The following is a 24,782-nucleotide window of genomic DNA, read 5'->3' as shown; positions in this document are numbered from 1 at the left end:
AGGCTATGACCCTGTTCCGGCTTTTTTTATTGCAAAAAAGCTTGCAGAAAAGTGGGAAATCGTAGAAATGGTATTAGTTTTAGTTGCTTTACTCGATGTCCAAGCGGCTTGCCGGAGAACTACAATTAGAGCATTAACGATAAGGGGGATAACAATGAAAGCGATGTGGCGCAAACGAATCAATCTAGTCATTTTATTTATGCTAACGCTTACAACGGTTGCAGGAATGGGACCAGGTATACGTGTATCTGCGCTTGAGGGCCCGAATAAAGTGCAGAACGGGGGCTTCGAGAGCGGTGATTTGACGAATTGGGCAGTATCCGGCTCACATTCGACGAGCAAAGCTAGCAATGACAATGCGGGGAAAAAGCATTCCGGCAGCTACGGTTACGAATATTGGAATGAAGCAGCTTACACATTTAGTCTAAAACAAACCATTACCGGCATAGATAACGGCATGTATGAGCTGCGAGCATGGGTATCGGGCGGTGCAGACGCAGGCGCGAATCCGGCTTTGTCGCTATATGCCGACGACTTCGGAGGAAGCAAGCTGAGCACGCCTGCCGCCAATAGCGGCTACGGCAATTGGAATCAATACAAAGTAAGCAACATTGTGGTTGCGAATGGGCGGGTCGAGATTGGCATCGCGGTGGATGCGCCAGCGGGGGCATGGGGGTATTTCGATGATTTCGAGCTCGTAAGGACGGATGTCGAGGGCGAGCCTTTGGACCCCGGGGACTTCATCAAAGGCGTAGACATCTCGACGCTTCAGGCGCTTGAGGATAACAACATCAAGTTCTACGAGGAAGGGATCGAGACAGACCTGCTAGATATATTGAAAAACCATGGCGTCAACTATGTGCGTTTGCGGTTATGGAATAATCCGATTGAAGCAGACGGCTATAACGACAAGGCGCACTTGATCGAGATGGCGCAACGGGTCAAGGAAGCCGGTCTTAAGCTGCTGGTCGACTTCCATTACTCGGACTTCTGGGCCGATCCGGGCAAGCAAGTAAAGCCGGAAGCATGGAGCAACTTAAGCTTCGAGGATTTACAAACTGCCGTATATGATTATACGGAAGAAGTGTTGAATGACTTGGCTGAGGTTGATGCTTACCCCGATATGGTGCAGGTGGGCAATGAGATTAATAGCGGCATGCTGCTGCCGGATGGAGCTATTGGCCGATACGATCAATTAGCTCAGCTTTTGAAGGCGGGCATACAGGGAGTTCGCGATACGACACCGGACGGCCATGAGACGAAAATTATGCTGCATTTGGCTGAGGGAGGGAATAATTCTGCATTCCGTTATTTCTTCGATAAAGCGGAGGAAAATGAGCTTGATTACGATATTATCGGGATGTCGTATTATCCTTATTGGCACGGAACTTTCCAGCAGTTGAAGACGAATATGAACGATATGGCTGCCACTTACGGCAAACAAATCGTCGTTGCGGAAACCGCTTATCCGTATACGCTGGACAATGCCGATGACCTCGGTAACATCGCAACCGAAGCACAGACTGACATAGCAGGTTTCGAAGCATCGGTCGCGAATCAAAAGCTCGTCACGGAGATGGTGCTTAATACAGTAGCGAATGTCGATGGCGGCATGGGTCTTGGCGCGTTCTACTGGGAGCCGGCTTGGCTTGCTGGAGTAGGCTGGACATCGGGTGAAGGAAATGGTTGGGAGAATCAAGCGATGTTCGACTTTGAAGGCAATGCGCTCGATTCCTTGGATGCTTTCCTTTACACGCCTGGCAGCATGGGAGACGCTGAGCCAGTGCTTGTATATCCGTCCACGGGGTTGACGACGCCGAAGGGTGCTCCTGTTGATCTGCCTGCCACGGTGAAGGTTCTCTATAACGAAGGAACGATTCAAGAGAAGGCCGTTGTTTGGGATGAGACAGACGATTCCAAGTGGAATACACCAGGGAAATTCACGATTAACGGTACTGTAGATGCCCTTGAACAACGGGCAAGCATCGAGATCACGGTGCTCCAATTTGCAAACAACGTCAAAAATGGCGGCTTTGAGAACGGAGACCTAAGCCACTGGACGATAGATGTTACGCAAGGCGCGGGTAAAATCGAAGAAAATGCGGGTAATTCGCATTCCGGCAGCCATGTTTTTAACTACTGGTACGGAACAGATTATGCTTATAAGCTAAAGCAAACGATCACTTCGCTGCCGAAAGGCACTTATACATTGAAGGCATGGGTGTCCGGAGGAGCAGGCGAGACGAAGTTTAAACTATTCGCCCAGAAGAATGAATCGCAAGCGCCCCTTACCGTTGATATTGTCAACGAAGGCTATAACAACTGGAAACAGTACGAAATCGAAGGGATCGTCGTTAACAACGGGAAGCTTACAATCGGTTTTGACGTTGAGGCTCCAGCAGAAACATGGGGATTCATTGATGACGTCGAGCTGATGATGACGGAGAAGGCCCCTTCTAACATAGGCGAGGCGACTCCTGACGAAGTTGTCGATACGGCTAAGAATACGATTAATCTTACCCGCGAACAGCTGCAGCAGGATGAGCAAGGTAATCTTTCGCTACAGATTCCTGCGAATGTTACCTCTGTGGAGATTCCATCGAGTCTGTATGAGCTTCTAGAGAAAGGAACGCTCAAGCTTAGCAATGGAACGACTGCGTTAGAGATTCCGGCAGCAGTATTGACGGAGCTGCGCAATAAGCTTGGCGAGCTAGCAGCCGGTACGGGAAGCACCATTACCATTTCGCTTCAACCGATAAACAGCAGCAAGCTAAATGCGATGTTGTCGCAGAACGGTTCGGCGCTTGCGAATACAGATGTGAAGCTGCAAGGCAGCGCCTTCGATTTCAAACTGTCGATTCGCAGCGAAGCAGGGAATGAGGCAGTGCTGACCATGTTCAGCCAACCCCTTGTTTTGCGGATCGCAGCTGCTTCTCCTGCTCCTTACAGCGGCATCTATTATGTTAGTGAAGATGGCAAACTAACGTATGTAGGCGGGGAATGGGCAAATGGCGAGTGGACAACGGAGATTGAACATTTTAGCGCATACGGGGTGCTTGAAGTCATTAAACGATTCAATGATGTGCCAGCCGCACATTGGGCATATGGTCCGATTACGGAGCTTGCTTCCAAGGACATCGTTAAAGGCGTATCGGCAACAGCATTCGAGCCGGGGCGAGCGATTAGCCGGGCTGAATTTACGGCAATGCTAGTGAGCGCATTAAACCTAAGTGAGAGCACAATGTCGCATAGCTTCGAGGATGTTTCGTCATCGGCATGGTATGTGTCTGCTGTGAACACTGCATATAATGCGGGTATTATTAAAGGCCGCACCGCGGCATCCTTTGATCCAGATGCACTGATTTCGCGTGAAGAGATGGCCGTGATGCTGGTGAAGGCTTATGGGCTTCAACTAGGCAAGAACACAGCTGCAGAAGCCGTACTGCCATTCTCAGATTTGAATCAAATAAGCGGCTGGGCATTAGAGGCGGTGAAGTCGGCTTATGGGCTGGAATTGCTCAAGGGCAGAACAGATTCGGGCTTCGATCCTCAGGCTTCATTAACTCGCGCGGAGTCGGCTGCGGTTGTATATCGATTGCTTGGCAAATAACGATAGGCAATGGTAATTAGTATTTTTGGCGCCTATATGCGTTCGCACAAGTGTACGGGGAATTTGTCTCATATGGTAACATGAGGTGAATTTCTATGTATAAGAAGAAATACACAAGTCGCAATATTCGCGGCAAGCTTAAAGTGAGCAAGCTGTTAAGGGCGAATCCGAAGCTAAGGTCGATGATCCCTCATACGGAATCGTTTCATCTAAGCAATCTGAGATCGATGGCGGGTCATTTCGGGAAAGTGTACATTAAGCCGAATACAGGATCGCAAGGAATAGGCATCTTCAAGCTGACGAAGAAGGGCAATGGACTGACGCTGAAGGAAATCGCGGGGCGCAAGCAGCTCAGCCATCATTACCGTACAGTCAAAGCAGCCTACCGGCGGATCAAATCGAAGTCGACGGGCAAACTGATTATTCAAAAAGCGATTAATCTCGATAAGGTTAACGGCAAGTCATATGATATTCGCGCGATGGTGCAGCGCAAGCCTGGCGGTTCATGGACGTTCAGCGGCTTTCTCGTAAAGGTAGGCTCGAGGGGCAAAATCGTAACGAATTATTATCAAGGCGGTGTTATTTATTCCCTGCAGAAGCTGGGTCGCAAGCAAGGCCTGTCGGCCTCTCGAACGGCCAAGCGGAAGCGGGAGCTATCCTCCAAGGCGCTCAAAATTGCGAAGAGCTTAAGCAAGTATCGCACGGGTATGCATGAGATGGGCATTGATTTTGCATACGATAAGAAACAGCGCCTATGGGTACTGGAGGTCAACACCAACCATCCGCAATTTCACCCGCTGAAGAAAATCGATCCGAAGGCGTATGCGAAGATGAAGCGGTTTGCAAGAAGCTACGGGCGCAAGGATGATTGAAAAAAAGGAATGTTCGATGAGCATAAGCTCATGCCGAACATTCCTTTTTGGCTTTGGATACGCATAATGAAAGCGTCAATATAACGGGGTCAAGCATCTAACAATCGGATGCGCGATCTTCGGTGCATTCAATCTCTTTGGGGGCTTCAATCCACTGATTAGCCCAGCTTGCTATATCGACGAACAGAGGCGTGAGCGCTCGTCCCTTCTCGGTTAGCGAATATTCGATGCGGACCGGTATTTCCGGATAGACGTCGCGCTTTACAAGACCTTCCTGCTCAAGCTCCTTCAATCGGTCCGAAAGCACCTTGCCGCTTAAGTTCGGTAAGGAATGATCGATATGAGTAAAACGCTGGGGGCCGGGCAGCATCTGATAAATAATGAAAGCGACCCAACGCTTGCTTAACAATTCAATCGCCTTCTCAAACTGAGAGCACATCGGTCCATGCTCCATACGAATCACCTCTTCTCTTCTACATTATAGTCTTTCCAAGCAGGAGAAACAATGTGAGTGAAGGTAGTTTGGGCACTTGACGAAACCTTATGAATAATATAAACTACATTACATAAAGTAAGTAAGTTAATTCAAGTAACGAGAGGTGTGCTATTATGAATATTGCATTATGGGTTGCTCAGATTTTGCTTGGTCTGATGTTTCTGATGGCTGGTGTTATGAAGACGTTTAATCCTAGCAAGGTGAGGGAAACGATGTCTTGGGCGAAAAATGGTTCCGCGGGATACATTCTATTCATCGGTTTATCCGAACTTCTCGGCGGTCTCGGCTTGCTGCTTCCCGGCGCGCTGGACATTGCTCCAATACTTACAAGCATTGCCGCAATCGGCCTAGCGGTCATTATGGTTCTTGCTATCGCCTTCCACGTGAAGCATAAGGAAAATCAAGCGATTGGCATGAACGTCGTACTGTTGCTTCTGGCTGTATTCATCGCTGTTGGCCGACTTGGAATCGAGCCGTTCTAATTATGAATGAAAAAAACCGTCTAGCAGGATTATACTCCTTCCTGCTAGACGGTTTTTTCGGTTTATTGCTCCAATGTCTTCTGCTTGCGCGGTGAGAAGGTGTAGCTGATGCTGATGACAAAATCGACGGCTAGTATGATTGACCATATTCGTATCGTGCCAAGCAACGCCTCCGTTCGTGAGGCATCGCCCACGAATAAGATCATGCCGTACAAGATGGCGCAGCCTATAGCCCATGCCAGTAAATGATGAAACCAAGCTGACCTCTCGTACTTCGCGTGCTCCTTGCCATATTTCGGTTTACCTTCAGGAGGTGGACCGCCCGCGAAACGAAACGCGAATCGGCTGTCTGCCCAGCGGATCATCCGATGTCCGAAGGCGATCGATACGCCGATGTAGATGGCTGCTACGGCGTGCATCATTGTAGCTGCTGCGCCATCTCTCAGATCGGATACAGCTGCGATAATAAGCGCTAGATCGATTAATGGCGTACAAACAAGCAGGATGGCTCCGACCGTAGGCAGCTTGAAGATGTATCTGAACAGCAGTCCTGCAAGCACAAACACCCAAAAACCGATCTCGCAGCCAATAATAAATGCGGTTATCATGTAATAGTGGACTCCTTTTGATAAAATAGGATCGAGCAATAATTAATGATACGGCAATGGAAGGGATTGGGTTTCAGGTGAAGCATATCCTCGTTGTAGGAAGCATGAATATGGATGTCGTCAACCAAGTCGAGCATTTTCCCCAGCCAGGAGAGACGATCGCAAGCATAGGCAATGATTTTATACCTGGTGGCAAAGGCGCGAATCAAGCTGTTGCTGTTGCGCGTGCGGGAGGGAATTGCACAATGGTCGGCGCGGTCGGTGAAGATCCGTATGCGGATTCGCTTATTGACTCGCTGCAAAGCAAAGGTGTCGACACAAGGCTGGTTCAGCGCAAGACTGGCGTCTCAGGTATGGCTTTTATTACAGTCAATCATGAAGGCGAGAATCATATCGTGCTGTCTAAGGGGGCGAACGGTAAGTTAACCGTAGCCGACGTTGCGGCGGTGATCGAGGAATGGTCGGGAATCGATATCGTGCTATTGCAAAATGAAATTCCATGGGAGACGACCGAGTCGGTCATCCGAAGCGCAAGCGCTGGCGGTACACGCGTCTTCTTCAATCCGGCGCCCGCGATGCGCATATCGGACGAGCTGCTTGCGAGCTTGGACACGCTTATCGTTAATGAAACGGAAGCCCAGGTTATCTCTGGCATTGCTGTTACAGATACAACTTCAGCGCAGGAAGCAGCGGAATGGTTCATTGGCAAAGGAGTCGCTAATATAATCGTTACGCTCGGCGAGAAGGGATGCCTTTACTGTAATGGTCAGTCGCCGGCTATTGCCGTACCGGCATTCCGGGTAAAGGCTGTTGATACAACTGCTGCAGGTGATACATTCATCGGGGCGTACGCTTCGGCTAGCGCAGAAGGCAAGGAAACGCGGCAAGCTTTGTTGTTCGCGACGGCGGCATCGGCGCTTGCGGTGACGAAGGAAGGCGCTCAATCCTCCATTCCATCTAGAGAAGAAATAGAACAGTTTCTTAGCTAATAAGGCGATTGAGAAAGGTGAATGAGAAAAGGCGAACCGGAGAAGTCTTATGGACTTTAACCGATTCGCCTTTTTCTTCTATTAATAGGGTTGTTGAATTAGCGCGGCCGCGCCGATAAGACCTGCATCCTGCTCCAGTTGAGCGGCTACGATGGCCGTCTCTCTTCCGGAAGGGTTGAGCGCATGCTTCGCTACATACGACCGAACGGCATCGAATAATGGGGCGCCAACCTGGGATACGCCGCCGCCGATAACGATTTTATTCGGATCAAGTACGTTGATTAGCGATACGCAGCCCATTCCGATGTAATTGAACACGCGATTCACAAGCTCAGACATCTGTGCGTCGCCTTCTGCGGCAAGCTCGAATGCTTCCTTCGAGGACACAGGGCGACCTAGGAGCTCAGTCGCTTGGCGTGTAATTGCTGTGCCGGAGGCGATCCATTCCCAGCAGCCGGGCAGACCGCACGTGCATGTGCCAGCCGCAGGGTCGACGATCATATGGCCGACATCGCCCGCATTGCCGGTCGATCCGGTAAGCAGCTTGCCGTGCAAATAGATGCCGGCGCCAATGCCTGTGCTGATCGTAATGAAGATAAAGTGATCGGAATCCTGCGCAGCGCCTAGCCATTTCTCTGCTAGCGCCGCTGCGGTAGCGTCATTCTCCATCTTAATAGGCAGCGGGAGATGCGACTTCAGTTCGTTAACGACAGGGAAGCCCCACCAGCTCTTCAAGTTAGGCGGGCAAGTGAGCATACCGTTCTTCGTATCGAGCGGGCCTGGCGCTCCAACACCGATGCCGATTACGCTGTCTAGCGCTATGTTGTGCTGCTCGCTAAGCAGCTTTACTTCATCTGCTATTCGTGCGATCATGATGCTTGGGTCGACAGTCAAGTCGGTCTTGAGAGAGCTCTTGGCAAGCACTTGTCCTTGCTCATCAACGAAGCCGAGTGCGATCTTCGTTCCCCCAATATCTATTCCGATTGCGATGCTCATTATATTACCTCCGTATATGCTGTATGCGAATTCATTGAAAGTCTATCATAATCCAGCAGGATTAGGAAGATTACGAAGATGAATTGACTGCGGTACGGTGAAATTGAACGTGAATTTATTGCCGATAACTTCATCTGTACATTTGGCTAACGGTGCAGTAATATCTAATCAAATGATGTGCTAGAGAAGAGAGAGGATCCGTTGCGGCGCAGGGGATCCTCTCTCTATGCTCGCGACTCTGTCAAACGACTAACTAGAGAAGAAGGAATTATCCACATGGAACCCTCAGGTAACAGCAACCGTCGTATCGTTCGCTTAGGCTTGCCAATGAGCGCTAGAGTATGGCGCAATGCCCGGATTGATTTTGGGGCGACGAGTTTGTTCAGTTTATTCAATGTTGTTATTAACCAATTTTACGTCGCCTTTGCGATTCAGCAAGGGGCAAGTCATTTGCAAGTCGGTTTGCTGACCGCAGCGCCTGCGATTGGGCTGCTGTTCTCGCCATTGTGGGCAACATGGATCGAGAAGGCGAACAATCCGAAACCGTTCATTATTATACCGAATGCCATTGGCAGATTGTTGTTATTGCTCCCGGCCTTGTTCGCTAATCCTTCGGTTTATGTGATCGTCGCCATTGTGTTCCAGTTATTGATGGGCATCCAAGCTCCGGCTTATGCTTCGCTTTTATCTCGAATGTACCCGTCCGATCTGCGCGGCAGGTTGATGGGGTATGTCCGAGTCGTGATGGGCATCATCATGATTCCGCTCGCTTACCTTGTTGGAAGCTGGTCGGATGCGTTCGGTCCTTCGGGTCCGCTTATAGCGGCATCGATTGCCGGGTTTCTGTCGATCGGAGTGTTCAATACGCTAAAGCTTCCTAAGAATGGAGCGGGAGAAAGCAACAAGCTGAAGCAGCAGATTGAATCCGGGAAGAAAGCAAGCAGGTTTCCTCTTCGGGAACAATGGGAGCTCGTGAAGGAGAACCGCAAGCTAGCCGTCTTCCTTGGTGCGACAACGTTGTCTGGCTTCGGCAATATGCTTGCAGGGCCGCTATACCAAATCATTCAAGTCGATGTACTGGAGATGTCTAATATTCAGATCGGTTATGCCCGCGTCGCATATTTCACGGCGCTGCTCCTGACTTTCTGGATAGCAGGTTGGATGATCGACCGCTTCGATATCAAATATACACTGATGGTCGGTATCGGAGCGTATGCTGTCGTGCCGATGCTGTATGGTGTCTGGGAAGCTTACCCCGCTGTCCTTATCGGCAATTTCATTCAAGGCATCGGTGAAGCGATATGGGATATTGGCATTCTTTCCTTCGTGCTTAAGCTCGCGCCGGGCAAGGAAGCGAAAGTATTCGGGATTCATCTCATGCTGTTCGGATTCCGAGGGACGATTGGTCCGCTCTTGAGTACAACGCTTTCGAGCAGCTTATCCATGTCGTCTTTGCTAATCGCCGCATCATGCTGCGGATGGGTCGGTACGATGCTGTTCTTATGGGGCAACCGCGAGCGGAGCGGAAGCCTGCCGCTGCGTTAAGAAGATAAGTAAAGTAGAGTTACAGCTTGTTCATCTTTGGTTCATATTGCTATGCTACAATGCCGTCACAGGAACAGGCAGAAGGAGTGAATAGTAGGATGAACAAGAGTTGGAAATGGGCAGTGGGAGCACTAGCGTTAGCGGTCGTTCTTACAGGCTGCGGAGCGAAGGAAGAAGCTGCTGCGGAGCAGCCGGATCAGGTTCAGACACAAGGCGGAGCGCAGCAAGGCGGTGCTGGCGGCGGAGGGCAGATGGGAATGGGCATGCAAGCTGATCTTATGGGCAAAGTGAAATCCATCGAAGGTCAGACGATAACCGTGTACAAATCGAATATGACTTTCGGCGGTGGCCGCGGTCAAGGAGACGGCACTGGTCAGCCTCCTGAAGGCGAGGATATGCCTGAGCCGCCTGCAGATGGCGAAGCTCCCCAGGATGATGGCGGTCGAATGAATATGGACAATATGTTCAGCGAAGAGACTATGGCGATTCAAGTAACGGATGCCACGAAGATCGTATCGGTAACATTCGAGAACAACGAGATGGTCGAGAAGGCGGTAGCGCTTGCTGATCTGAAGGCAGACGACATCTTGTCCATTAACCTGAAGGACGACACGATGGAAGCGGAATCGATCACGCTTAGAACCGGCGCCGGCGGCTTCGGAGGCGGCGGAGGAAGACAGCGTCCAAACGATCAACAGCAGCAAACCGAAGCCGCAAAGTAATTTTTACAGCTAATAGCCTACGTAGACATTAATATCTTGCGCATAATTGCCGAAATGTTTGCCGAACATGCTGAGTCCGCCATTGTGGCCGGCTGTTTCCGGCGCGCTGATACGGAATCGGAAGTCTTCGCCGAATTCCATCGGGATATCGTTAATCGTTATAGAAGACATACATATGCCGTCGATGAAGCTGCCTTTCTCATCGACGGTTATTTGTTTGAGCAAGCCATGCTGTGTCCCCAAATCCCACCACTCCGGCGTATGAACACCTCTTACTGCTCCGAAGTCGCCTGGGCAGGTCCATACGCCAAGACATATATCGTTCAAGTAAAAATACAAGTCTGAAGGCCAGTGTTCATTATAATTCGGAGCCTCCGAACAGATTTCCATGGAGATGGACATGTTTTTAGCGGTCTGCTTGCCGACCAAATAATTAGGTATCCGATATTCAATGAAACCGCTGGCGAACCATAGATGACTTGCCTGCACATGCTCAGGGTCGGAGAAGTAGCGAGGATCGTCGATGAGTCCGATAATTTTGGAGTCTGACGCTAAGCCGCAGGTTGGCTTAACCTCATATTGCGAATATTGTCCGATCGGTATGTTGACGACATATCTATTCTGATTAGAAGTCTCTTTGCGAGCTTTGAATTGAAGCGTTGCCGACTCCAGCGCGAGGAAGCATACTTTCTGCCGGCCTCTCGTGCTTGGTATGCTCTCCGTTCTCACGATAGAGGCTTCCTCCAGCTTCTGAATATGCTTCGTTACGATCGCCGATGAGATACTAAGCGCTTCCGCTATATCTTTAATATTCATCGGCCGCTCGTTAAGCAATTCAATTATTTTCACCCTCGTCTCGGAGGCAAAGCATTCAAGAAAAGCCAGGTTTCGGCTGTTAACCTCGATTATCATCGATATATCCTCTATTCCGATTATTTTCCATAATCATATAACTTCAAAGTTAATTAATCAACTTCGAGGTTGATTGAACGCCAAGAAAGACAGACACCGGGCTTGGCGCCCGAATGTCTGCCTTCAAGATTACAGATTAATTCTGCTTCATTAATATAAGGAAATCGTTAGCGTATCCCGTTCAGACAACGAATGAAGAGTCGCTTCGCTGCCGACGATTTCAACGCTGATTAAGGATTTAATACAGGTCTTAAGGGCGTTCTTGCCGGTTGTGAGCTTGCGGTTCAATACGGTTGACAGTTTCTCAATTGCTTGTTTATTCGTATCGGTTAAATATACGGGGATCGTTTTGTTTTGGAATAAAAGCATCGTTTTCATTGCGTGGACCTCCATCCTGATCTGCAATTTTTCATAAGTGTAACGCATAATTATTAAATAATTCTTAAAAAAGAATGAGCATAAGGTTACAATATTGTAACTTCTACGGTTTGGAACCGCTTAACATGTCTAAATCCGCTGAGAATCGTTAAGAATCGCTTCCTGTGCGCTCTTTGCGGAATTGCGAAGGTGTACACTTCATCGTTTTGCGAAATACTTTAACGAAGTAGCTAATATGCTCGAAGCCGACATCGAACGCTATCGCCGCTATTTTGCGTTCAGGCTCCAGCAGCAGCTCCGTTGCTTGCCGAATGCGATAGGCATTCAAATATTCAATCGGTGTCTGTCTCGTCATCGTCTTGAAGAAGCGGCAAAATTGGCCTTCGCTCATTGGGATCTGATCAGCGAGCTCGGCAATTCGAATCGGACGATGAAAATTATGCTGCATATACAGGATGACAGTCTTCAAACGGTCAATCTTCGTAGAATCGGCATTGCTCGTTTCGCTGCGATTAACGAAGCGCTTCCCGGAGCATATTTCATGAAGCATGAGATAAAGCCTTCCTTTAATCGCGATTTCGAACCCGTTCTGCCCATTTTCGTACGCCTCCATCATGCCACGCAGATGAGAGAGCAACGAGCGCTCCCATTCGGTCGCCGATGTAATATGTCTAGGGAAAGTACGTTTCTTCTCCAGCAGAGGTGTCACATATTTCTCTTGAACAGCGTCGAAGCTGCCGCTCGCAAGCATATGGGTGTCGAATACGATCGCACAATAGTTGCAGGTTGAGTCATTCAGTGAATGGCCCGCATGAATGTCTCCGCCGTCAATGAACACCGCTTCGCCCGCGCGGACTGGAAAATAGTCGGTATCAACCTGGAACAGCACCTCGCCCTCCAGCACAAAGAAAAATTCAGCCTCCGCATGCCAATGGCAGTCAAGAATCGGAGCGCCTGGTTCATCCCGCTCGATCCAATAGGCGGCCAAAGGGAACATATTGTTGCCGTGAAGTCGGTCTTCCTTCAAGGAATGACGTGTTGTTTGATCCATTCCGGTCTCCTTTGTGCCTCTGGCTGCATGAATGACACGTATTTCATCAAAATAGTGCTATAGATGAGCATTATTCTGTTAGTTCGTTCTTAATATTATCAGTATAATGCAACTATACAAGAATGCAACACTATACCAATAGATGAATGAAGAAAGGTTGGTTCGATCATGAAATTTACTGACGGCAACTGGCTGATTCGAGAAGGCTATGACGTGCTTGGAGCAGTCCAAGTGCATGACTTTGAACAACAGGACGGCAAGCTGATCGCATACGCATCGCCGCGTCCGATCTTAACACGCTCCAATATGCTTGATACGATGCTGCTAACCGTTCAGTTTCATTCTCCGCTTCCGGGCGTCATCGGCGTTAAGCTCATTCACCACGCGGGTGTCGTAGATCGCGGACCGGCATTCGAGCTATCGAAGTCTGACGGCAGTCATGCGGTTATTGAGGAAAACGAGAACGAGGCCGTATTGACGAGCGGAAGCCTAAGCGTTCGCATTCGCAAAGGTCCAGAATGGGCAGTCGATTTCTACCGCGGCTCGGAACGTATTACGGGCAGCACGCAAAAGTCGATGGCTTACATTACGGAGAAAAACAATGGCGCGTTCATGCGCGAAGAGCTTGACCTTGGCGTAGGCGAATGGGTATACGGACTAGGCGAACGCTTCACGCCGTTCGTTCGCAACGGCCAAGTCGTCGATCTATGGAACAAGGACGGCGGTACAAGCTCCGAGCAATCGTACAAAAACATTCCTTTCTATATAACGAACAAAGGTTATGGCGTATTCGTCAACCATCCGGAGCTTGTTTCGTTCGAGGTTGCTTCGGAGAAAGTAAAGAAGGTTCAATTCAGCGTGGCGGGCGAGTCGCTTGAGTATTTCGTCATCGACGGTCCTAGCATGAAGGATGTTCTCGGCAAGTACACCGATCTGACGGGCAAGCCTGCGCTGCCGCCGGCATGGACGTTCGGCCTATGGCTGACGACGTCGTTCACGACGAACTATGACGAAGCGACGGTTAACTCATTCGTTGACGGCATGGCGGAGCGCGATCTTCCGCTTCACGTATTCCACTTCGACTGCTTCTGGATGCGCGAGTTCCATTGGACGGATTTCAAATGGGATGAGCGTCAATTCCCGGATCCAGTCGGCATGCTTGCGCGCCTGAAGGAAAAAGGTCTTAAAATTTGCGTTTGGATCAATCCTTACATTGCGCAGCGCTCCCGTCTGTTCGAAGAAGGCAAGCAAAACGGCTATCTAGTTAAGAAGCCAAACGGCGACGTATGGCAATGGGATCTATGGCAGCCAGGCATGGCGCTTGTCGACTTCACGAATCCGGCTGCTTGCGAATGGTATGCAGGTTACCTTCGCGATTTAGTCGATATGGGCGTCGACAGCTTCAAGACGGACTTCGGCGAGCGTATCCCGACTGATGTCGTGTACCATGACGGTTCTGATCCAATCAAAATGCACAACTTCTACACGTACCAGTACAATAAAGTCGTGTTCGACGTTCTTGAAGAGAAGCTTGGCAAAAACGAAGCAGCGTTGTTCGCGCGTTCCGCAACGGCTGGCGGACAGAAGTTCCCGGTTCACTGGGGCGGCGACTGCTACGCGGATTACGAGTCGATGGCGGAAAGTCTCCGCGGCGGATTGTCGTTAGGCTTGTCCGGCTTCGGCTTCTGGAGTCATGACATCGGCGGCTTCGAGAGCACGGCTCCGGCGCATGTATTCAAGCGCTGGTTGGCATTCGGCTTGCTGTCAAGCCATAGCCGTCTGCACGGAAGCAAATCGTACCGGGTGCCTTGGGCATATGATACGGAAGCGGTTGACGTTACTCGTCACTTCACGAAGCTGAAGAGCCGTATCATGCCGTATTTGTTCAACACAGCGGTGCAAGCGACTGAGCAAGGCGTTCCATCGATGCGCGCAATGGTGCTCGAATTCCCTGAAGATCCAACAAGCGAACAGCTTGATCGCCAGTACATGCTGGGTGATTCGCTGCTCGTTGCGCCGATCTTCAATGAAGCCGGCAAAGTGACCTATTACTTGCCAGAGGGCAAGTGGACGCATTTCCTGACCGGAGATATTGTTCAAGGCGGCAAATGGTTCAAAGAAACGTACGACTTCTTCAGCCTGCCGCTGTTTGTACGTCCGAACTCGTTCCTTGCGCTTGGCGCGAACGATCTTCGTCCGGACTACGATTATGCTGACGGCGTTGAGCTTCAATTGCATAACCTGGAGGATGGCCGTACAGCGGAGACGATTGTACGTGACCTGAAAGGGGTATCCGAGCTTACGATCTCTGCTGTAAGAAGCGGCAGCTCCATTTCCTTCAAGGTGAAGTCGAGCGGCAAGCCGTTCTCGGTATCGCTCAAAGGCATCGGCGCAATTGCCTCCGTTGAAGGCGCAGCGGCTGAAGTCGACGGCGCAATCGCACGCTTCGCTGCTGGAGCGGCAGAAGCATCGTTCGTCATCACGATCCAATAATCGTATAATCGCCGTCTAATCGCGGTATGAACCCCCTAGCGATGGCCGTTACAGCGGCTGCTGCTAGGGGGACCTTTCATTTTTGAACATGCATTTACCAAAATCGCATATAAAAATGCTAATAAGTTAGCTGTTTTTATAATGGTGTACTATATATAATGGAAAACGTAAAGCAATGAGCTTATCCATGAACACAATATGATTATATAAAGGAGTGCTACTCGCATGACACGACTCAGTATTGGTTTGCAACTGTATACGCTGCGCGATGTATTAGCTGAAGATTTTGAAGGCACGCTTCGCAAGGTAGCCGCACTTGGTTACGAGGGTGTGGAATTCGCAGGTTACGGCGGCATGGAGGCAGAAGCGCTGCGCGACTTGCTGCAAGAGCTTAACCTGAAAGCGATCGGCTCGCATATCGGCCTGCACCTGCTTGAAGGAAATCTTGATGGCGAAATTGCTTATTTGAAAACAATTGGCGCGAAGTATGCAATCTGCCCTTGGTTGCCGGTTGATGCACGCGACACGGAAGCATGGCGTACTCATCTTGTGAATTTTGAGCAATACGGTAAACGTTTCCAAGCAGAAGGCATTGATTTCGCTTACCATAACCATGATTTCGAATTCGAAGTGGAGATTGACGGCCAAATCGTATTCGACGCTTTGTACGAGCGTATCGATCCGAAATATTTGAAAGTAGAGATGGATATCGGCTGGGTACAATATTCCGGCGTAGATCCGCTTGCTTATATTGCTAAATACGCAGGACGTCTGCCGCTTCTTCATCTGAAGGATTACCGCGGCGGCGAGAAAGGCCAGCAAATCGATACGGTTGAGCTTGGCCGCGGCGATTTGCCGCTTCTGCCGATTATTGATGCAGCTGAGAAAGCTAACGTGGAATGGTTGATCGTAGAGCAAGATACTTGCGCGAATCCGCCGCTTGAATCCGTTGGCGAAAGCATGGAATGGTTGAAAAGCAATTATCTAAGCGTAAACGGCTAACGCCGTCCTTGGCGGCATAAGCTTTCGTTTCGCGATGAAATATAGGCGTAAGGATAAGAGTGAAACTTATACTTTCCTATATTTTGAACAAATAAGCGATATTTCGCTAACTTAACTTATAAGATAGGCAGGGGAAACTAAATGTCCAAAGTTCGTGTAGCAGTCATTGGTTGTGGTTCCATCTCGAAATACCGTCATATCCCGGAATATGCGTCTCATGCGAACGTGGAGCTTGTTGCTTTCGTTGATTCGATCATCGAACGTGCTCAGCACTATGCAGATCAATTCGGCGCCAAAGCTTTCGCTGATTATGAGCAAATGCTTGCTGAAGTGAAGCCTGACGCGGTAAGCGTAAATACGCCGAACGCGCTCCACGCTCCTATGTCCATTACTGCAGCTAACGCCGGCGTTCACGTTCTTGTCGAGAAGCCAATGGCTGTAACAGACGAAGAGGCTGCTGCAATGATCGAAGCGGCTAAGAAAAACAACGTACATCTGATGGTTGGCCAAAACCAACGCTTTATGCCTCCGCATGTAAAGGCGAAGCAAATCCTTGAATCCGGTATCCTCGGCAAAGTGCTTACGTTCCGTACGTCCTTCGGACACCCAGGTCCGGACAACTGGTCGATCGACGGCGCGAGCAGCTGGTTCTTCCGCAAGCCTGAAGCAATCATGGGCGCAATGGGCGACCTTGGCGTGCATAAGTCCGACCTTATCCGTTGGATGCTGAACGACGAAGTTTCCGAGATCGCAGCTTTCGTTGGCACGCAGCACAAAGATACAGATGTAGACGACAACGCGGCTTGTTTGATTCGTATGAAGAGCGGCACGATGGGTACGCTTGTTGCAAGCTGGACGTACTACAAAGGCGAAGACAACAGCACGATTCTATGGTGCGAGAACGGCGTTATGAAGATCGGAACGCATCCAGACGATCAAGTTATCGTTGAGCTGCGCAACGGTACGGTAGAGAAGCACAAAGTAGGCGCTATCTCGACGAACGACAAGCAAGAATCGAGCGGCGTAATCGATGCGTTCATCGAGAGCATTGTGAACAACACGACTCCTGCGGTAACTGGCGAAGACGGACGCGCGTCGCTTAAAGTGATTTTGTGCGCATTCGAATCGCAAGCAACAGGCAAGTTCGTTAGCGTTAACTAATCACCGTTGAACAGCAATACCACCATCAAGCGGCTTCGGCCCTTGATGGTGGTATTTTTTGTAATCACTATATTGCATTGTAGAATACTACATGGTATTGTATAGTTACTGAAGATGATCGAATACGACGTATGCCTGCGATTAGCTATTCAACATTAATGAATACCTAGCTATATTCAGTACGTGCATTACGCAACAATAGGAGGACACGGAATGAACATTCAGTTTAAGAAAGGCGTTCTCGAAATATGTGTTCTTGTCCTAACGACAAGAGGTGATCGCTACGGCTATGAGCTTGCCGTCATGATTTCGGAGAAGTTCGAGCTCGCTGTGGGCAGTGTCTACCCCCTTCTTAACCGGCTTACGCAAGAGGGATTCTTCTCTACTTATTTGAAGGAATCAACCGAAGGACCGCCGCGCAAATATTATCATTTGACGCCCGAAGGATGGAGTCATATGCGAATGCTGATCTCAGAATGGAATTCGTTCACGAAAGCAGTCAATGAAATAGTAGAGGATGGATTGAGGCCATGATGACAAAACAGTCTTATATGAACGAGCTGAATAGGCTGCTTAGAAATGTGTCTGAAGAGCAGCGTAAGGAATGGCTCTACGATTATTATTTGCACTTCGAGCAGGCTGCGCAGAACGGTCAGAGCGAGGAAGAAGCCGCTCTTGAGCTGGGTGACCCAAGACATATCGCCGGAGAGCTGCTGCTCGGTTATCGCGTAGAGCAAGCCGAGACGAGCAAAACCTATAGAGGATTGTCGCGCGCCGTGTTCGCAACCGTTAGTCTCGGACTGTTCAATTTGATCTTTATCATCGGGCCCTATGTGGCGCTAGTAGCCGTATTGCTGTCCCTGTGGGCAGTAGCAGTAGCAATTGCCGCAACAGGTGTGGCAACCATTGTAGACAGTTTCTGGGTGGGGACATTCACGAAACCGCAGGCACTATCGCTTGCGTTAATATGCATCTCTTTATCCATCTTGCTTGGGATCGGGCTAAAGAAACTAACGAGTCTTTTCTATATAATGACATTGAAATATTTGAAGTTCAACACGCGTGTCGTTAGGGGGAATACGAAATGAAGAAACTGGCGACGTTTGCCGTCATTATGCTGATCGCTGGTATTATCGGCGTCTTTATGACCTTTAAAGTGCAGGATCTGAAGACGTTCGGAACGGAAGCGGTTCTTATGGAGAAATCGATTGATTCGAAAGATATCCAGAACATTAAAGTGGATTCAGACAGTCTGAATATCGAGTTAAAGCGGAGCGCAACAAACGATATCAAAGTCAGTATCGATGGGCGGGCAAGCAAAAAATATGTGGACCGGTTCGAACTGACAGCGGAAGCAGAAGGCGATACTGCCAAGATTCATGCAGACTATAAGGATGTATTTTTTGTAGGCTTCAATTATGTTGACGTTGACCTCGTTATCGAGCTGCCTGATCGGCTATGGGATAGCATTGAATTGGATTCGAAGCATAGCAATATCGATATCGAGCATTTAACGGTCAAGGAAGCTGTTATTACGTTGGGAAGCGGAAATATCGATACAGATGAGCTGCAAGCCGGCAATGTGAAGCTGACGGCAAGTCACGGCAATATGGATCTGGAGAACGTAATCGGCGACAATGTGGAGCTGCAGAGCAGCAGCGGCAATATTAAGCTCGAAACTTACAGCGTCGGTCAATTAAAGGTTCATTCCGATCATGGCAATATTACGATCGAGGATGGGGTTGGCGCTGTCCAAGGTAGCACGAAGAGCAGCAACATTCGCTTTAACTCGGACGAATTGAATGATAACGTCTCATTAAAAACAGACCATGGCAATATCCGTCTAGAAGTCGAGAGACAGCCGGAATCGGCGGAGATTGTCGTGAAGCATAAGCATGGCAATCGGGACATCGATTGGAAGGGCATAGAAGCTTCAATGGATACCGAGCATGCTTATAGCGGTAAGCTTGGAAGCGGCGCAATCAAGATCGAAGCGGAGTCGGAAACGGGCAATATCAAGCTTGGAATCGATTAAGTATAGGCAGTTGAAAGCATACAAGCGGTTAGGTCCGTATGTATGCTTTTTTGTTGTTCCTAAAGGCTTTTTTCGTATGAAAAAGGGCTGAAATCGCATATTAGCATATTCTCATAAAGCAGTGACAGTGCGGATTTGACCGTTATTTTGTCCGAATTGGCAGTTTTTGTGTCATGAAACACCAAAAACCCCATGTTAAGATAAGTGGCGTCGGGGATGACCGAACGCATACAAAACAAGCACTGACTCATTGGAATGACAGTCGCAAGACGTTTTGTATAAATAATAATTTTTTTAGGAGGAAAATTTCATGAAGATGCAACCAATACGTGTAGGTGTCGCCAGCATTATCGCAGCAACGATGATCGGTGCGGGTGTTTCGGCTCAAACGGCAGGTGCCGCACCTGTAGTGAAGACGAACTCCAATGTTCAAACTTTCGCGCTGAATCAAGACGCGATTAACCAAATCGCGAATAAATACGGAATTGACCTTAGCAACATCGATTTGGGTAAGATCCTGTTTAACGGATGCACCATTACATTGCCTTCGACAGGCGGCAATACAGGAACGGGTAATGTGACTAACCCAACTCCTGCTCCAACAACGAAGCCGGTGGTAACGCCAGCTCCTACAACGAAGCCAACAACAAAGCCTGTTGCGACGCCAGCTCCTACTGCGAAGCCAACAACAAAGCCGACAACGACACCAGCACCTACGACAGCGCCTAGCACTGGTCTTAGCGCTTTCCAATCGCAAGTCGTTGATCTAGTGAACCAAGAGCGCGCTAAAGCAGGCCTTTCCGCGCTTAAGGTTGATACGTTGCTGACGAAGGTAGCTACGGAGAAAGCTCGCGATATGGACGTGAACAACTACTTTAGCCATACTTCGCCGACTTACGGTTCGCCATTCGATATGATGCGCCAATTCGGAGTCACTTATTCTTATGCGGGCGAGAATATCGCATCGGGTCAACGTACTCCGCAAGAGGTTATGACAGCATGGATGAATAGCTCAGGCCACCGTGCCAACATCTTGAACGGAAGCTTTACCAAAATCGGCGTTGGTTACGTGAACGGCGAATGGGTTCAAATGTTCATCGGCTAAGAAATGAAGCAGTTGGAATGCCCGATATTGACGACAGGGGCGCATTCGCCCCTGTCGTTTCCTTTTTCCAAGGAAATGAAAGCACATACTAACGAGAACGACAACAATACTTAGCGCATCGATTTGCGTAAGGAGGATATCGACTTGAACAAAACTATGATCGCCGCAGCAGTCGTTGGATTATCGGTACTATTTGCATCGAGCTCTGTTAACGCTGCCTCTAGGACTCATATCGCAGGTGAGAGCACGACCTTCTGGAAGCTATCGCAGAAATACGACGTTTCCATTGATTCGATCATGAAAGCTAATCCCAACGTGAAACCGGACAATATATATAAAGGCCTTAGGCTGACTATTCCAGCCACGGGCAACACTGCAGCGAACAAGGTTACAACTTTGGCCGCGAATGAGGCGTCCGATACAACAGCTTCTAAGATAACGGCGTTAAGCGGCAAATCGTATGCTTATTCCAAGTCGCTTCTAGTGAAAGCGACAGCCTATACGGCGGCTGCTTCCGAGAACGGCGGCTGGGCTGGGCTCGATTACTTCGGCAACAGCCTGAAGGTAGGTACGATTGCTGTAGACCCGAAGATGATTCCGCTAGGAACGAAACTCTACGTAACCGGCTATGATTACAATGGATTGCCGCAAGGCGGAATGATCGCAACGGCAACCGATATCGGCGGCTCGATCAAAGGCAATCGAATCGATATTTTTGTGCCTGACAGTCAGAGCAAAGCGATGAAATTCGGCATTCAGCAAGTGAAAATTTATATTTTGGAATAATGAAATTAAGGCAGACCCTTCATGCGTCATGGGGTCTGCCTTCTTTCATTGTATAGGCCGATCGGCCGACTTGCCGAGCAGTTCTGGCAAGGTGACCAGTTCGTAGCCTTTGTTCCGCAATAGGAGGATGAGCTGCGGCAATGCTTTGACCGTTCCCGAGAGGTCTTGCCCATCACCGCCGCCTGCATGCTGGAGAATAATGGAGCCTGGCTGCAGCGTCTTCTTGATGTTGCGAAGCACGGCTGAGCTTGGACTGTTCTTCCAATCAACGGAATCGACATCCCAATTAACGATCGTATAACCCGCTTGCTTGCTCCATCTCACTTGCTGAGGCAACAGCTCCCCGTACGGAGGGCGTACATAACGGGGGGAATAACCTATGATGTTCTTGAGGATTGCGTCAGTGCTCCATATTTGCTTACGATAGCCGCTAAGCGATAGTTTAGACATAACAGCGTGATCATAAGAATGATTGCCAATCGTGTGGCCTTCACGTTGAATGCGCTGAACAAGCTGCGGATGCTTCTGCGCACGGTTGCCAACAATGAAAAACGTTGCGCATACGTCATATTGGGCCAAAATATCAAGAATGGCCGGCGTAAATCTCGGATCAGGCGCATCATCAAATGTAAGAGCAACCTTCCTCATATTGCGAGGTCCGTTAAGTACGTAACTGCCGGGAAATTGTTTTTGGAGCTTCATCCATGACATATCGTCTTTACGCTGTTGTTTCGCAGCCTGTTTCGGTTTAAGGGAAGCATGCACAAGAGATGTTCTAGACGATGAAGCTTCAATTCCGGCATGCAGCATTAGGCAAATAAGGAGTAGTACGGCCGATTTCATTGCCATAGAGAGTCGTTGTGTGCGCATTCAGCTTCAATCTCCGATCGATTATTGTGGAACAGGCAATGCGGCTAGTGTTCCCGACCGTCATCTTTTCATGCGCATTGTCAATCCGAGGAAGAGACGATATAATGAAAACGATTATCAAGTGCATTCATAGTGCAGTCGTCAATTGGCGCTTCTTATAGGAGAGTGGTGGATTTGAAAATGGATGAGGCGATAGTTGCTTTATTGGATGATGAGTTTAACTTGGCTGTTCACGACAAAGAGAGCATCATATTTAGTTGCGCGGCAACTGATTTGTTGAATGAGAATATAATGAAGCAAGTTCTTCATACATATATGCCTTTAGTGAAAGGCACCGATATTTCGGTAGCCGAGGTTTATATGGCAGGCTGGTTCAGAGGTCCGATGCTTGGTATGCTGTATATGCTGTCGGCGTGGAACAAAACGCTCGATCTATCGCTTGAAAATATTGTGTTCCAAGTACATGAAGCAACTTATCAGGATCGCAAATATGTTAACTGCGCATTGAAGCTTAATCATACAGATTGGGTCAACGCACCAGATGATGAGGGAGAGCTCGAGTCTTGGAAAGCGAAGAAACTTGGCGATTACTTCGCTCATACGGTGAGACCGATTTACGAGTCGATTGAACGGTCTGGGACGCTTAAGAGCGCGATGTTATGGGGGCAATTGCCTACCTCCCTTGCCTACGGCTATGATCGATTGATGGCGTCCGTCCAATGCGATTCTGTTAAGCAAAAGGCTGAGACCAATTATAAGCTGGTCAAGGAGCTTGATCCGGCGTTGTTCGGAAGAAACAAAAATCCGTTAGCCGTTAAGTTTCACATGACAGAATCGCTTCAGGATCCGAACAAGCAAGTGCGTATGAAGTCCTCATGCTGTTTGTATTACCTGGTCGACAGCGGCTATTATTGCTTTACATGCCCGCGTTTGAAGGAAAGCGAGCGAGAGAGTCGGCGCGAAGCGTATCGTATGGAGAATCAAGCGCAATCATAGAATTGAAGAAAAAGCCCCTCTGAGATCCCGGCACTGTATATACCGGTCTCTTGAGGGGCTTTTCCTAAACAATGCCTGTTTTTATTTTACTTTGAATACTTGAATCGTCCGTTGAAGCTGGGTAGCCATCGTTAACATACGCTCTGTTTCTGTAACGACGGTTTGTACCGAAGTAATTTGCTCGTTCATCGAAGCGGATACTTGTTCAGTTCCGGCAGCTGATTGCTGGGTGATTGCCGAAATGTTCTGAATGGCTCCGGCGATTTTGCGAGCGCTCTCAAGCATCGAATCGCTTTCTTGCGCGAATGCGTAGATTTGCTCAGTAATGTATTGAACGCTTTGAACGATATCCGCAAATACAAGCTCCGATTCGCGAATACGCTCCGTCTGCATATGTACAACCTCTTCGTTAACCTTCATATTGCTGATCGTATGTTTAATGCCTTCATCAATGCTCTTCACGAGGGTGAATACTTGCTTCGTAGATGACGTTGATTCTTCTGCTAACTTGCGCACTTCCTGTGCGACAATAGCGAAACCTCTGCCATGCTCTCCCGCTCTAGCTGCTTCGATGGAAGCGTTAAGCGACAGCAGGTTAGTCTGCTCAGCCAGATCGGAGATCGTCTTCGTAATAGCCGATATACCTTGAGCTTTGCGGGCAAGCTCTTCGATTGTCATCGACACTTTAGCCGTAGCCTCAACATTGCGGCGCATCCCTTCGGACTGTACTTCAAGCGCTTGGCGGCCTTTCTCTACAAGCTGGAGCGTGTGTTCGGACCGATTGTTCATTTCTTTTGTAGCGCTCGCGTATGATGTAACGCGCAATTCGATTTCGTGAATGGAATCGCTCATATCCGCGACATCCTCGGATATTTCATTTGCCCCTGTTGCAAGCTCGTTGGCAGAGGCAGCGACTTGCTCCATCGCGATCTTAATGTTGCTGTTCTTATCGAAGATGCTTCGGCTTGTTTCGGATACATGACGGGTAATATTGGATGTCTCGGTCAATATGTCCTTCAGCTTGTCGATCATGCTGTTAAAAGCATGTCCAAGCTCGCCCAATGCAACGGAAGAGGTCATATCGATTTTTTGCGTAAAATCGCCTTTGGAAATTCGGAATGCGGTGTTGGACATCTCATCGAAGGAATGGTTGATCGCCTTCTCGATAAATGAAATGAGAGGGAACGCGACTATGGCTACAACAATGGTAGCGATGATACCTCCAATTAACGATCCGCCGGAAAATTGCAATATAAGCAGCATTGCAATAGCAAAGATCAATAAATTGAAGTAAACCGTAATCAAAAGTTTATTTCGTACGGATAACGAATAGTACCATTGACTCATAATGTAAGCGCTCCTTTTAATAGATTATCCATATTATAGCACCGCTATCGAATAAGGTCTATAATTGTCGATTGCAAAATGAATCCTTTTTACCCATTGTAATAAGCGCAAAATGTTGTTCGGAAAATACTAAACTATTTTTCGGTGAATGAAAAATTAGAAAATGATACCATTTAAAGAGAATTAGACAAGAGTAATCAATAATTACTTATGATCGAAGTCAGGATATTTGAACTACATTTAAAATGTCTTTAATGGGAAAATATACTTTTTGTTTCGGATATGAAAGGAATTTTTATCTTTGGATCAGTCATCAATAGTCGAAT

Annotated in this window: 23 protein-coding genes; 15 read left to right on the top strand and 8 right to left on the bottom strand. The window is 48.7% G+C overall.

All coding sequences use genetic code 11. From position 1 onward, the window contains the following. Nucleotides 1-154: 154 nt before the first annotated feature. Both V8F51_RS00935 and V8F51_RS00930 read left to right on the top strand, forming a co-directional pair. On the top strand, nucleotides 155-3,610 hold the full coding sequence (locus V8F51_RS00935; RefSeq protein WP_337098158.1) for a glycosyl hydrolase 53 family protein: 3,456 nt from the start codon (nucleotides 155-157) through the stop codon (nucleotides 3,608-3,610). A 95-nt stretch (nucleotides 3,611-3,705) separates the two neighbouring features. Next, nucleotides 3,706-4,482: a YheC/YheD family protein gene (locus tag V8F51_RS00930; RefSeq protein WP_337098157.1), complete on the top strand. Its 777-nt coding sequence runs from the start codon at nucleotides 3,706-3,708 to the stop codon at nucleotides 4,480-4,482. A 97-nt stretch (nucleotides 4,483-4,579) separates the two neighbouring features. Here the strand turns inward: V8F51_RS00930 and V8F51_RS00925 are convergent, their stop codons facing one another. Continuing rightward, nucleotides 4,580-4,936, bottom strand: a complete 357-nt coding sequence (locus tag V8F51_RS00925; protein ID WP_337098156.1) for a winged helix-turn-helix transcriptional regulator — start codon at nucleotides 4,934-4,936, stop codon at nucleotides 4,580-4,582. 155 nt (nucleotides 4,937-5,091) lie between these two features. Between V8F51_RS00925 and V8F51_RS00920 the strand changes: the two genes are divergently transcribed. Then, nucleotides 5,092-5,460 (top strand): DoxX family protein, encoded by a 369-nt coding sequence (locus V8F51_RS00920; protein ID WP_337098155.1) that lies wholly within the window; start codon nucleotides 5,092-5,094, stop codon nucleotides 5,458-5,460. A 62-nt stretch (nucleotides 5,461-5,522) separates the two neighbouring features. Here the strand turns inward: V8F51_RS00920 and V8F51_RS00915 are convergent, their stop codons facing one another. Then, complete coding sequence (locus V8F51_RS00915; RefSeq protein ID WP_337098154.1) at nucleotides 5,523-6,068, bottom strand: hypothetical protein; 546 nt, start codon at nucleotides 6,066-6,068, stop codon at nucleotides 5,523-5,525. Between the two features lie 56 nt (nucleotides 6,069-6,124). On the opposite strand from V8F51_RS00915, the gene rbsK reads away from it, so the two are divergent. After that, on the top strand, nucleotides 6,125-7,057 hold the full coding sequence (rbsK, locus tag V8F51_RS00910; protein ID WP_337098153.1) for a ribokinase: 933 nt from the start codon (nucleotides 6,125-6,127) through the stop codon (nucleotides 7,055-7,057). An 81-nt stretch (nucleotides 7,058-7,138) separates the two neighbouring features. Here rbsK and V8F51_RS00905 read toward each other — a convergent pair whose 3' ends face one another. Continuing rightward, a complete protein-coding gene (locus V8F51_RS00905; RefSeq protein ID WP_337098152.1) occupies nucleotides 7,139-8,053 on the bottom strand; it encodes an ROK family protein in 915 nt (304 codons plus the stop codon). Nucleotides 8,054-8,329: 276 nt separating this feature from the next. Between V8F51_RS00905 and V8F51_RS00900 the strand changes: the two genes are divergently transcribed. Beyond that, entirely contained in the window at nucleotides 8,330-9,598 is a 1,269-nt protein-coding gene (locus V8F51_RS00900; protein WP_337098151.1) for an MFS transporter, read from the top strand. A gap of 98 nt (nucleotides 9,599-9,696) precedes the next feature. Beyond that, entirely contained in the window at nucleotides 9,697-10,320 is a 624-nt protein-coding gene (locus V8F51_RS00895; RefSeq protein ID WP_337098150.1) for a hypothetical protein, read from the top strand. 9 nt (nucleotides 10,321-10,329) lie between these two features. Here V8F51_RS00895 and V8F51_RS00890 read toward each other — a convergent pair whose 3' ends face one another. The 3 genes from V8F51_RS00890 to V8F51_RS00880 all read right to left on the bottom strand — a co-directional run bounded on the left by V8F51_RS00890 (nucleotide 10,330) and on the right by V8F51_RS00880 (nucleotide 12,661). Further along, on the bottom strand, nucleotides 10,330-11,232 hold the full coding sequence (locus tag V8F51_RS00890; RefSeq protein ID WP_337098149.1) for an ArsR/SmtB family transcription factor: 903 nt from the start codon (nucleotides 11,230-11,232) through the stop codon (nucleotides 10,330-10,332). Nucleotides 11,233-11,382: 150 nt separating this feature from the next. Then, nucleotides 11,383-11,610: a 3-dehydroquinate dehydratase gene (locus V8F51_RS00885; RefSeq protein ID WP_337098148.1), complete on the bottom strand. Its 228-nt coding sequence runs from the start codon at nucleotides 11,608-11,610 to the stop codon at nucleotides 11,383-11,385. A 148-nt stretch (nucleotides 11,611-11,758) separates the two neighbouring features. Next, on the bottom strand, nucleotides 11,759-12,661 hold the full coding sequence (locus tag V8F51_RS00880) for an AraC family transcriptional regulator (RefSeq protein WP_337098147.1): 903 nt from the start codon (nucleotides 12,659-12,661) through the stop codon (nucleotides 11,759-11,761). Between the two features lie 168 nt (nucleotides 12,662-12,829). Here V8F51_RS00880 and yicI point away from each other — a divergent pair, with 168 nt between their 5' ends. From yicI to V8F51_RS00840, 8 genes are all read left to right on the top strand, one after another. Then, a complete protein-coding gene (gene yicI / locus V8F51_RS00875) occupies nucleotides 12,830-15,154 on the top strand; it encodes an alpha-xylosidase (RefSeq protein ID WP_337098146.1) in 2,325 nt (774 codons plus the stop codon). A 225-nt stretch (nucleotides 15,155-15,379) separates the two neighbouring features. Next, on the top strand, nucleotides 15,380-16,156 hold the full coding sequence (locus tag V8F51_RS00870; protein WP_337098145.1) for a sugar phosphate isomerase/epimerase family protein: 777 nt from the start codon (nucleotides 15,380-15,382) through the stop codon (nucleotides 16,154-16,156). A gap of 141 nt (nucleotides 16,157-16,297) precedes the next feature. Further along, nucleotides 16,298-17,317 carry a Gfo/Idh/MocA family protein gene (locus V8F51_RS00865; RefSeq protein WP_337098144.1) on the top strand — a complete coding sequence of 340 codons (1,020 nt, stop codon included), beginning with the start codon at nucleotides 16,298-16,300 and terminating at the stop codon, nucleotides 17,315-17,317. 213 nt (nucleotides 17,318-17,530) lie between these two features. Next, nucleotides 17,531-17,851: a PadR family transcriptional regulator gene (locus V8F51_RS00860; RefSeq protein WP_337098143.1), complete on the top strand. Its 321-nt coding sequence runs from the start codon at nucleotides 17,531-17,533 to the stop codon at nucleotides 17,849-17,851. After that, nucleotides 17,848-18,405, top strand: a complete 558-nt coding sequence (locus V8F51_RS00855; protein WP_337098142.1) for an HAAS signaling domain-containing protein — start codon at nucleotides 17,848-17,850, stop codon at nucleotides 18,403-18,405. The genes V8F51_RS00860 and V8F51_RS00855 overlap by 4 nt, the downstream gene beginning before the upstream one ends. Beyond that, nucleotides 18,402-19,352, top strand: coding sequence for a DUF4097 family beta strand repeat-containing protein (locus V8F51_RS00850; protein ID WP_337098141.1), 951 nt, complete (start codon nucleotides 18,402-18,404; stop codon nucleotides 19,350-19,352). Before V8F51_RS00855 ends, V8F51_RS00850 begins: the two co-directional genes overlap by 4 nt. Nucleotides 19,353-19,662: 310 nt before the next feature. Further along, on the top strand, nucleotides 19,663-20,457 hold the full coding sequence (locus V8F51_RS00845; protein ID WP_337098140.1) for a CAP domain-containing protein: 795 nt from the start codon (nucleotides 19,663-19,665) through the stop codon (nucleotides 20,455-20,457). 144 nt (nucleotides 20,458-20,601) lie between these two features. After that, a complete protein-coding gene (locus V8F51_RS00840; protein ID WP_337098139.1) occupies nucleotides 20,602-21,243 on the top strand; it encodes a 3D domain-containing protein in 642 nt (213 codons plus the stop codon). 45 nt (nucleotides 21,244-21,288) lie between these two features. Here the strand turns inward: V8F51_RS00840 and V8F51_RS00835 are convergent, their stop codons facing one another. Next, nucleotides 21,289-21,945: a polysaccharide deacetylase family protein gene (locus V8F51_RS00835; protein ID WP_337098138.1), complete on the bottom strand. Its 657-nt coding sequence runs from the start codon at nucleotides 21,943-21,945 to the stop codon at nucleotides 21,289-21,291. 348 nt (nucleotides 21,946-22,293) lie between these two features. Between V8F51_RS00835 and V8F51_RS00830 the strand changes: the two genes are divergently transcribed. Continuing rightward, nucleotides 22,294-23,109 (top strand): hypothetical protein, encoded by an 816-nt coding sequence (locus tag V8F51_RS00830; protein WP_337098430.1) that lies wholly within the window; start codon nucleotides 22,294-22,296, stop codon nucleotides 23,107-23,109. 81 nt (nucleotides 23,110-23,190) lie between these two features. Here V8F51_RS00830 and V8F51_RS00825 read toward each other — a convergent pair whose 3' ends face one another. Then, entirely contained in the window at nucleotides 23,191-24,456 is a 1,266-nt protein-coding gene (locus V8F51_RS00825; protein ID WP_337098137.1) for a methyl-accepting chemotaxis protein, read from the bottom strand. Nucleotides 24,457-24,782: the final 326 nt, after the last annotated feature.

This window comes from Paenibacillus sp. YIM B09110 (assembly GCF_037167145.1).
Lineage (GTDB): Bacteria > Bacillota > Bacilli > Paenibacillales > Paenibacillaceae > Pristimantibacillus.
This window is presented reverse-complemented; position numbering and strand designations above follow the sequence as displayed.

Excerpts from the sequence above, each read along its gene's own strand:
- V8F51_RS00900 (WP_337098151.1), top strand. The coding sequence starts at position 8,330 with ATGGAACCCTCAGGTAACAGCAACCGTCGTATCGTTCGCTTAGGCTTG.
- V8F51_RS00905 (WP_337098152.1), bottom strand. The coding sequence starts at position 8,053 with ATGAGCATCGCAATCGGAATAGATATTGGGGGAACGAAGATCGCACTC.
- V8F51_RS00855 (WP_337098142.1), top strand. The coding sequence starts at position 17,848 with ATGATGACAAAACAGTCTTATATGAACGAGCTGAATAGGCTGCTTAGA.
- V8F51_RS00895 (WP_337098150.1), top strand. The coding sequence starts at position 9,697 with ATGAACAAGAGTTGGAAATGGGCAGTGGGAGCACTAGCGTTAGCGGTC.
- V8F51_RS00865 (WP_337098144.1), top strand. The coding sequence starts at position 16,298 with ATGTCCAAAGTTCGTGTAGCAGTCATTGGTTGTGGTTCCATCTCGAAA.
- V8F51_RS00850 (WP_337098141.1), top strand. The coding sequence starts at position 18,402 with ATGAAGAAACTGGCGACGTTTGCCGTCATTATGCTGATCGCTGGTATT.
- V8F51_RS00835 (WP_337098138.1), bottom strand. The coding sequence starts at position 21,945 with ATGAAGCTCCAAAAACAATTTCCCGGCAGTTACGTACTTAACGGACCT.
- V8F51_RS00845 (WP_337098140.1), top strand. The coding sequence starts at position 19,663 with ATGAAGATGCAACCAATACGTGTAGGTGTCGCCAGCATTATCGCAGCA.
- rbsK (WP_337098153.1), top strand. The coding sequence starts at position 6,125 with ATGGAAGGGATTGGGTTTCAGGTGAAGCATATCCTCGTTGTAGGAAGC.
- V8F51_RS00890 (WP_337098149.1), bottom strand. The coding sequence starts at position 11,232 with ATGATAATCGAGGTTAACAGCCGAAACCTGGCTTTTCTTGAATGCTTT.
- V8F51_RS00920 (WP_337098155.1), top strand. The coding sequence starts at position 5,092 with ATGAATATTGCATTATGGGTTGCTCAGATTTTGCTTGGTCTGATGTTT.
- V8F51_RS00880 (WP_337098147.1), bottom strand. The coding sequence starts at position 12,661 with ATGGATCAAACAACACGTCATTCCTTGAAGGAAGACCGACTTCACGGC.
- V8F51_RS00830 (WP_337098430.1), top strand. The coding sequence starts at position 22,294 with ATGGATGAGGCGATAGTTGCTTTATTGGATGATGAGTTTAACTTGGCT.
- V8F51_RS00825 (WP_337098137.1), bottom strand. The coding sequence starts at position 24,456 with ATGAGTCAATGGTACTATTCGTTATCCGTACGAAATAAACTTTTGATT.
- V8F51_RS00860 (WP_337098143.1), top strand. The coding sequence starts at position 17,531 with ATGAACATTCAGTTTAAGAAAGGCGTTCTCGAAATATGTGTTCTTGTC.
- yicI (WP_337098146.1), top strand. The coding sequence starts at position 12,830 with ATGAAATTTACTGACGGCAACTGGCTGATTCGAGAAGGCTATGACGTG.
- V8F51_RS00870 (WP_337098145.1), top strand. The coding sequence starts at position 15,380 with ATGACACGACTCAGTATTGGTTTGCAACTGTATACGCTGCGCGATGTA.
- V8F51_RS00885 (WP_337098148.1), bottom strand. The coding sequence starts at position 11,610 with ATGAAAACGATGCTTTTATTCCAAAACAAAACGATCCCCGTATATTTA.
- V8F51_RS00925 (WP_337098156.1), bottom strand. The coding sequence starts at position 4,936 with ATGGAGCATGGACCGATGTGCTCTCAGTTTGAGAAGGCGATTGAATTG.
- V8F51_RS00915 (WP_337098154.1), bottom strand. The coding sequence starts at position 6,068 with ATGATAACCGCATTTATTATTGGCTGCGAGATCGGTTTTTGGGTGTTT.
- V8F51_RS00935 (WP_337098158.1), top strand. The coding sequence starts at position 155 with ATGAAAGCGATGTGGCGCAAACGAATCAATCTAGTCATTTTATTTATG.
- V8F51_RS00930 (WP_337098157.1), top strand. The coding sequence starts at position 3,706 with ATGTATAAGAAGAAATACACAAGTCGCAATATTCGCGGCAAGCTTAAA.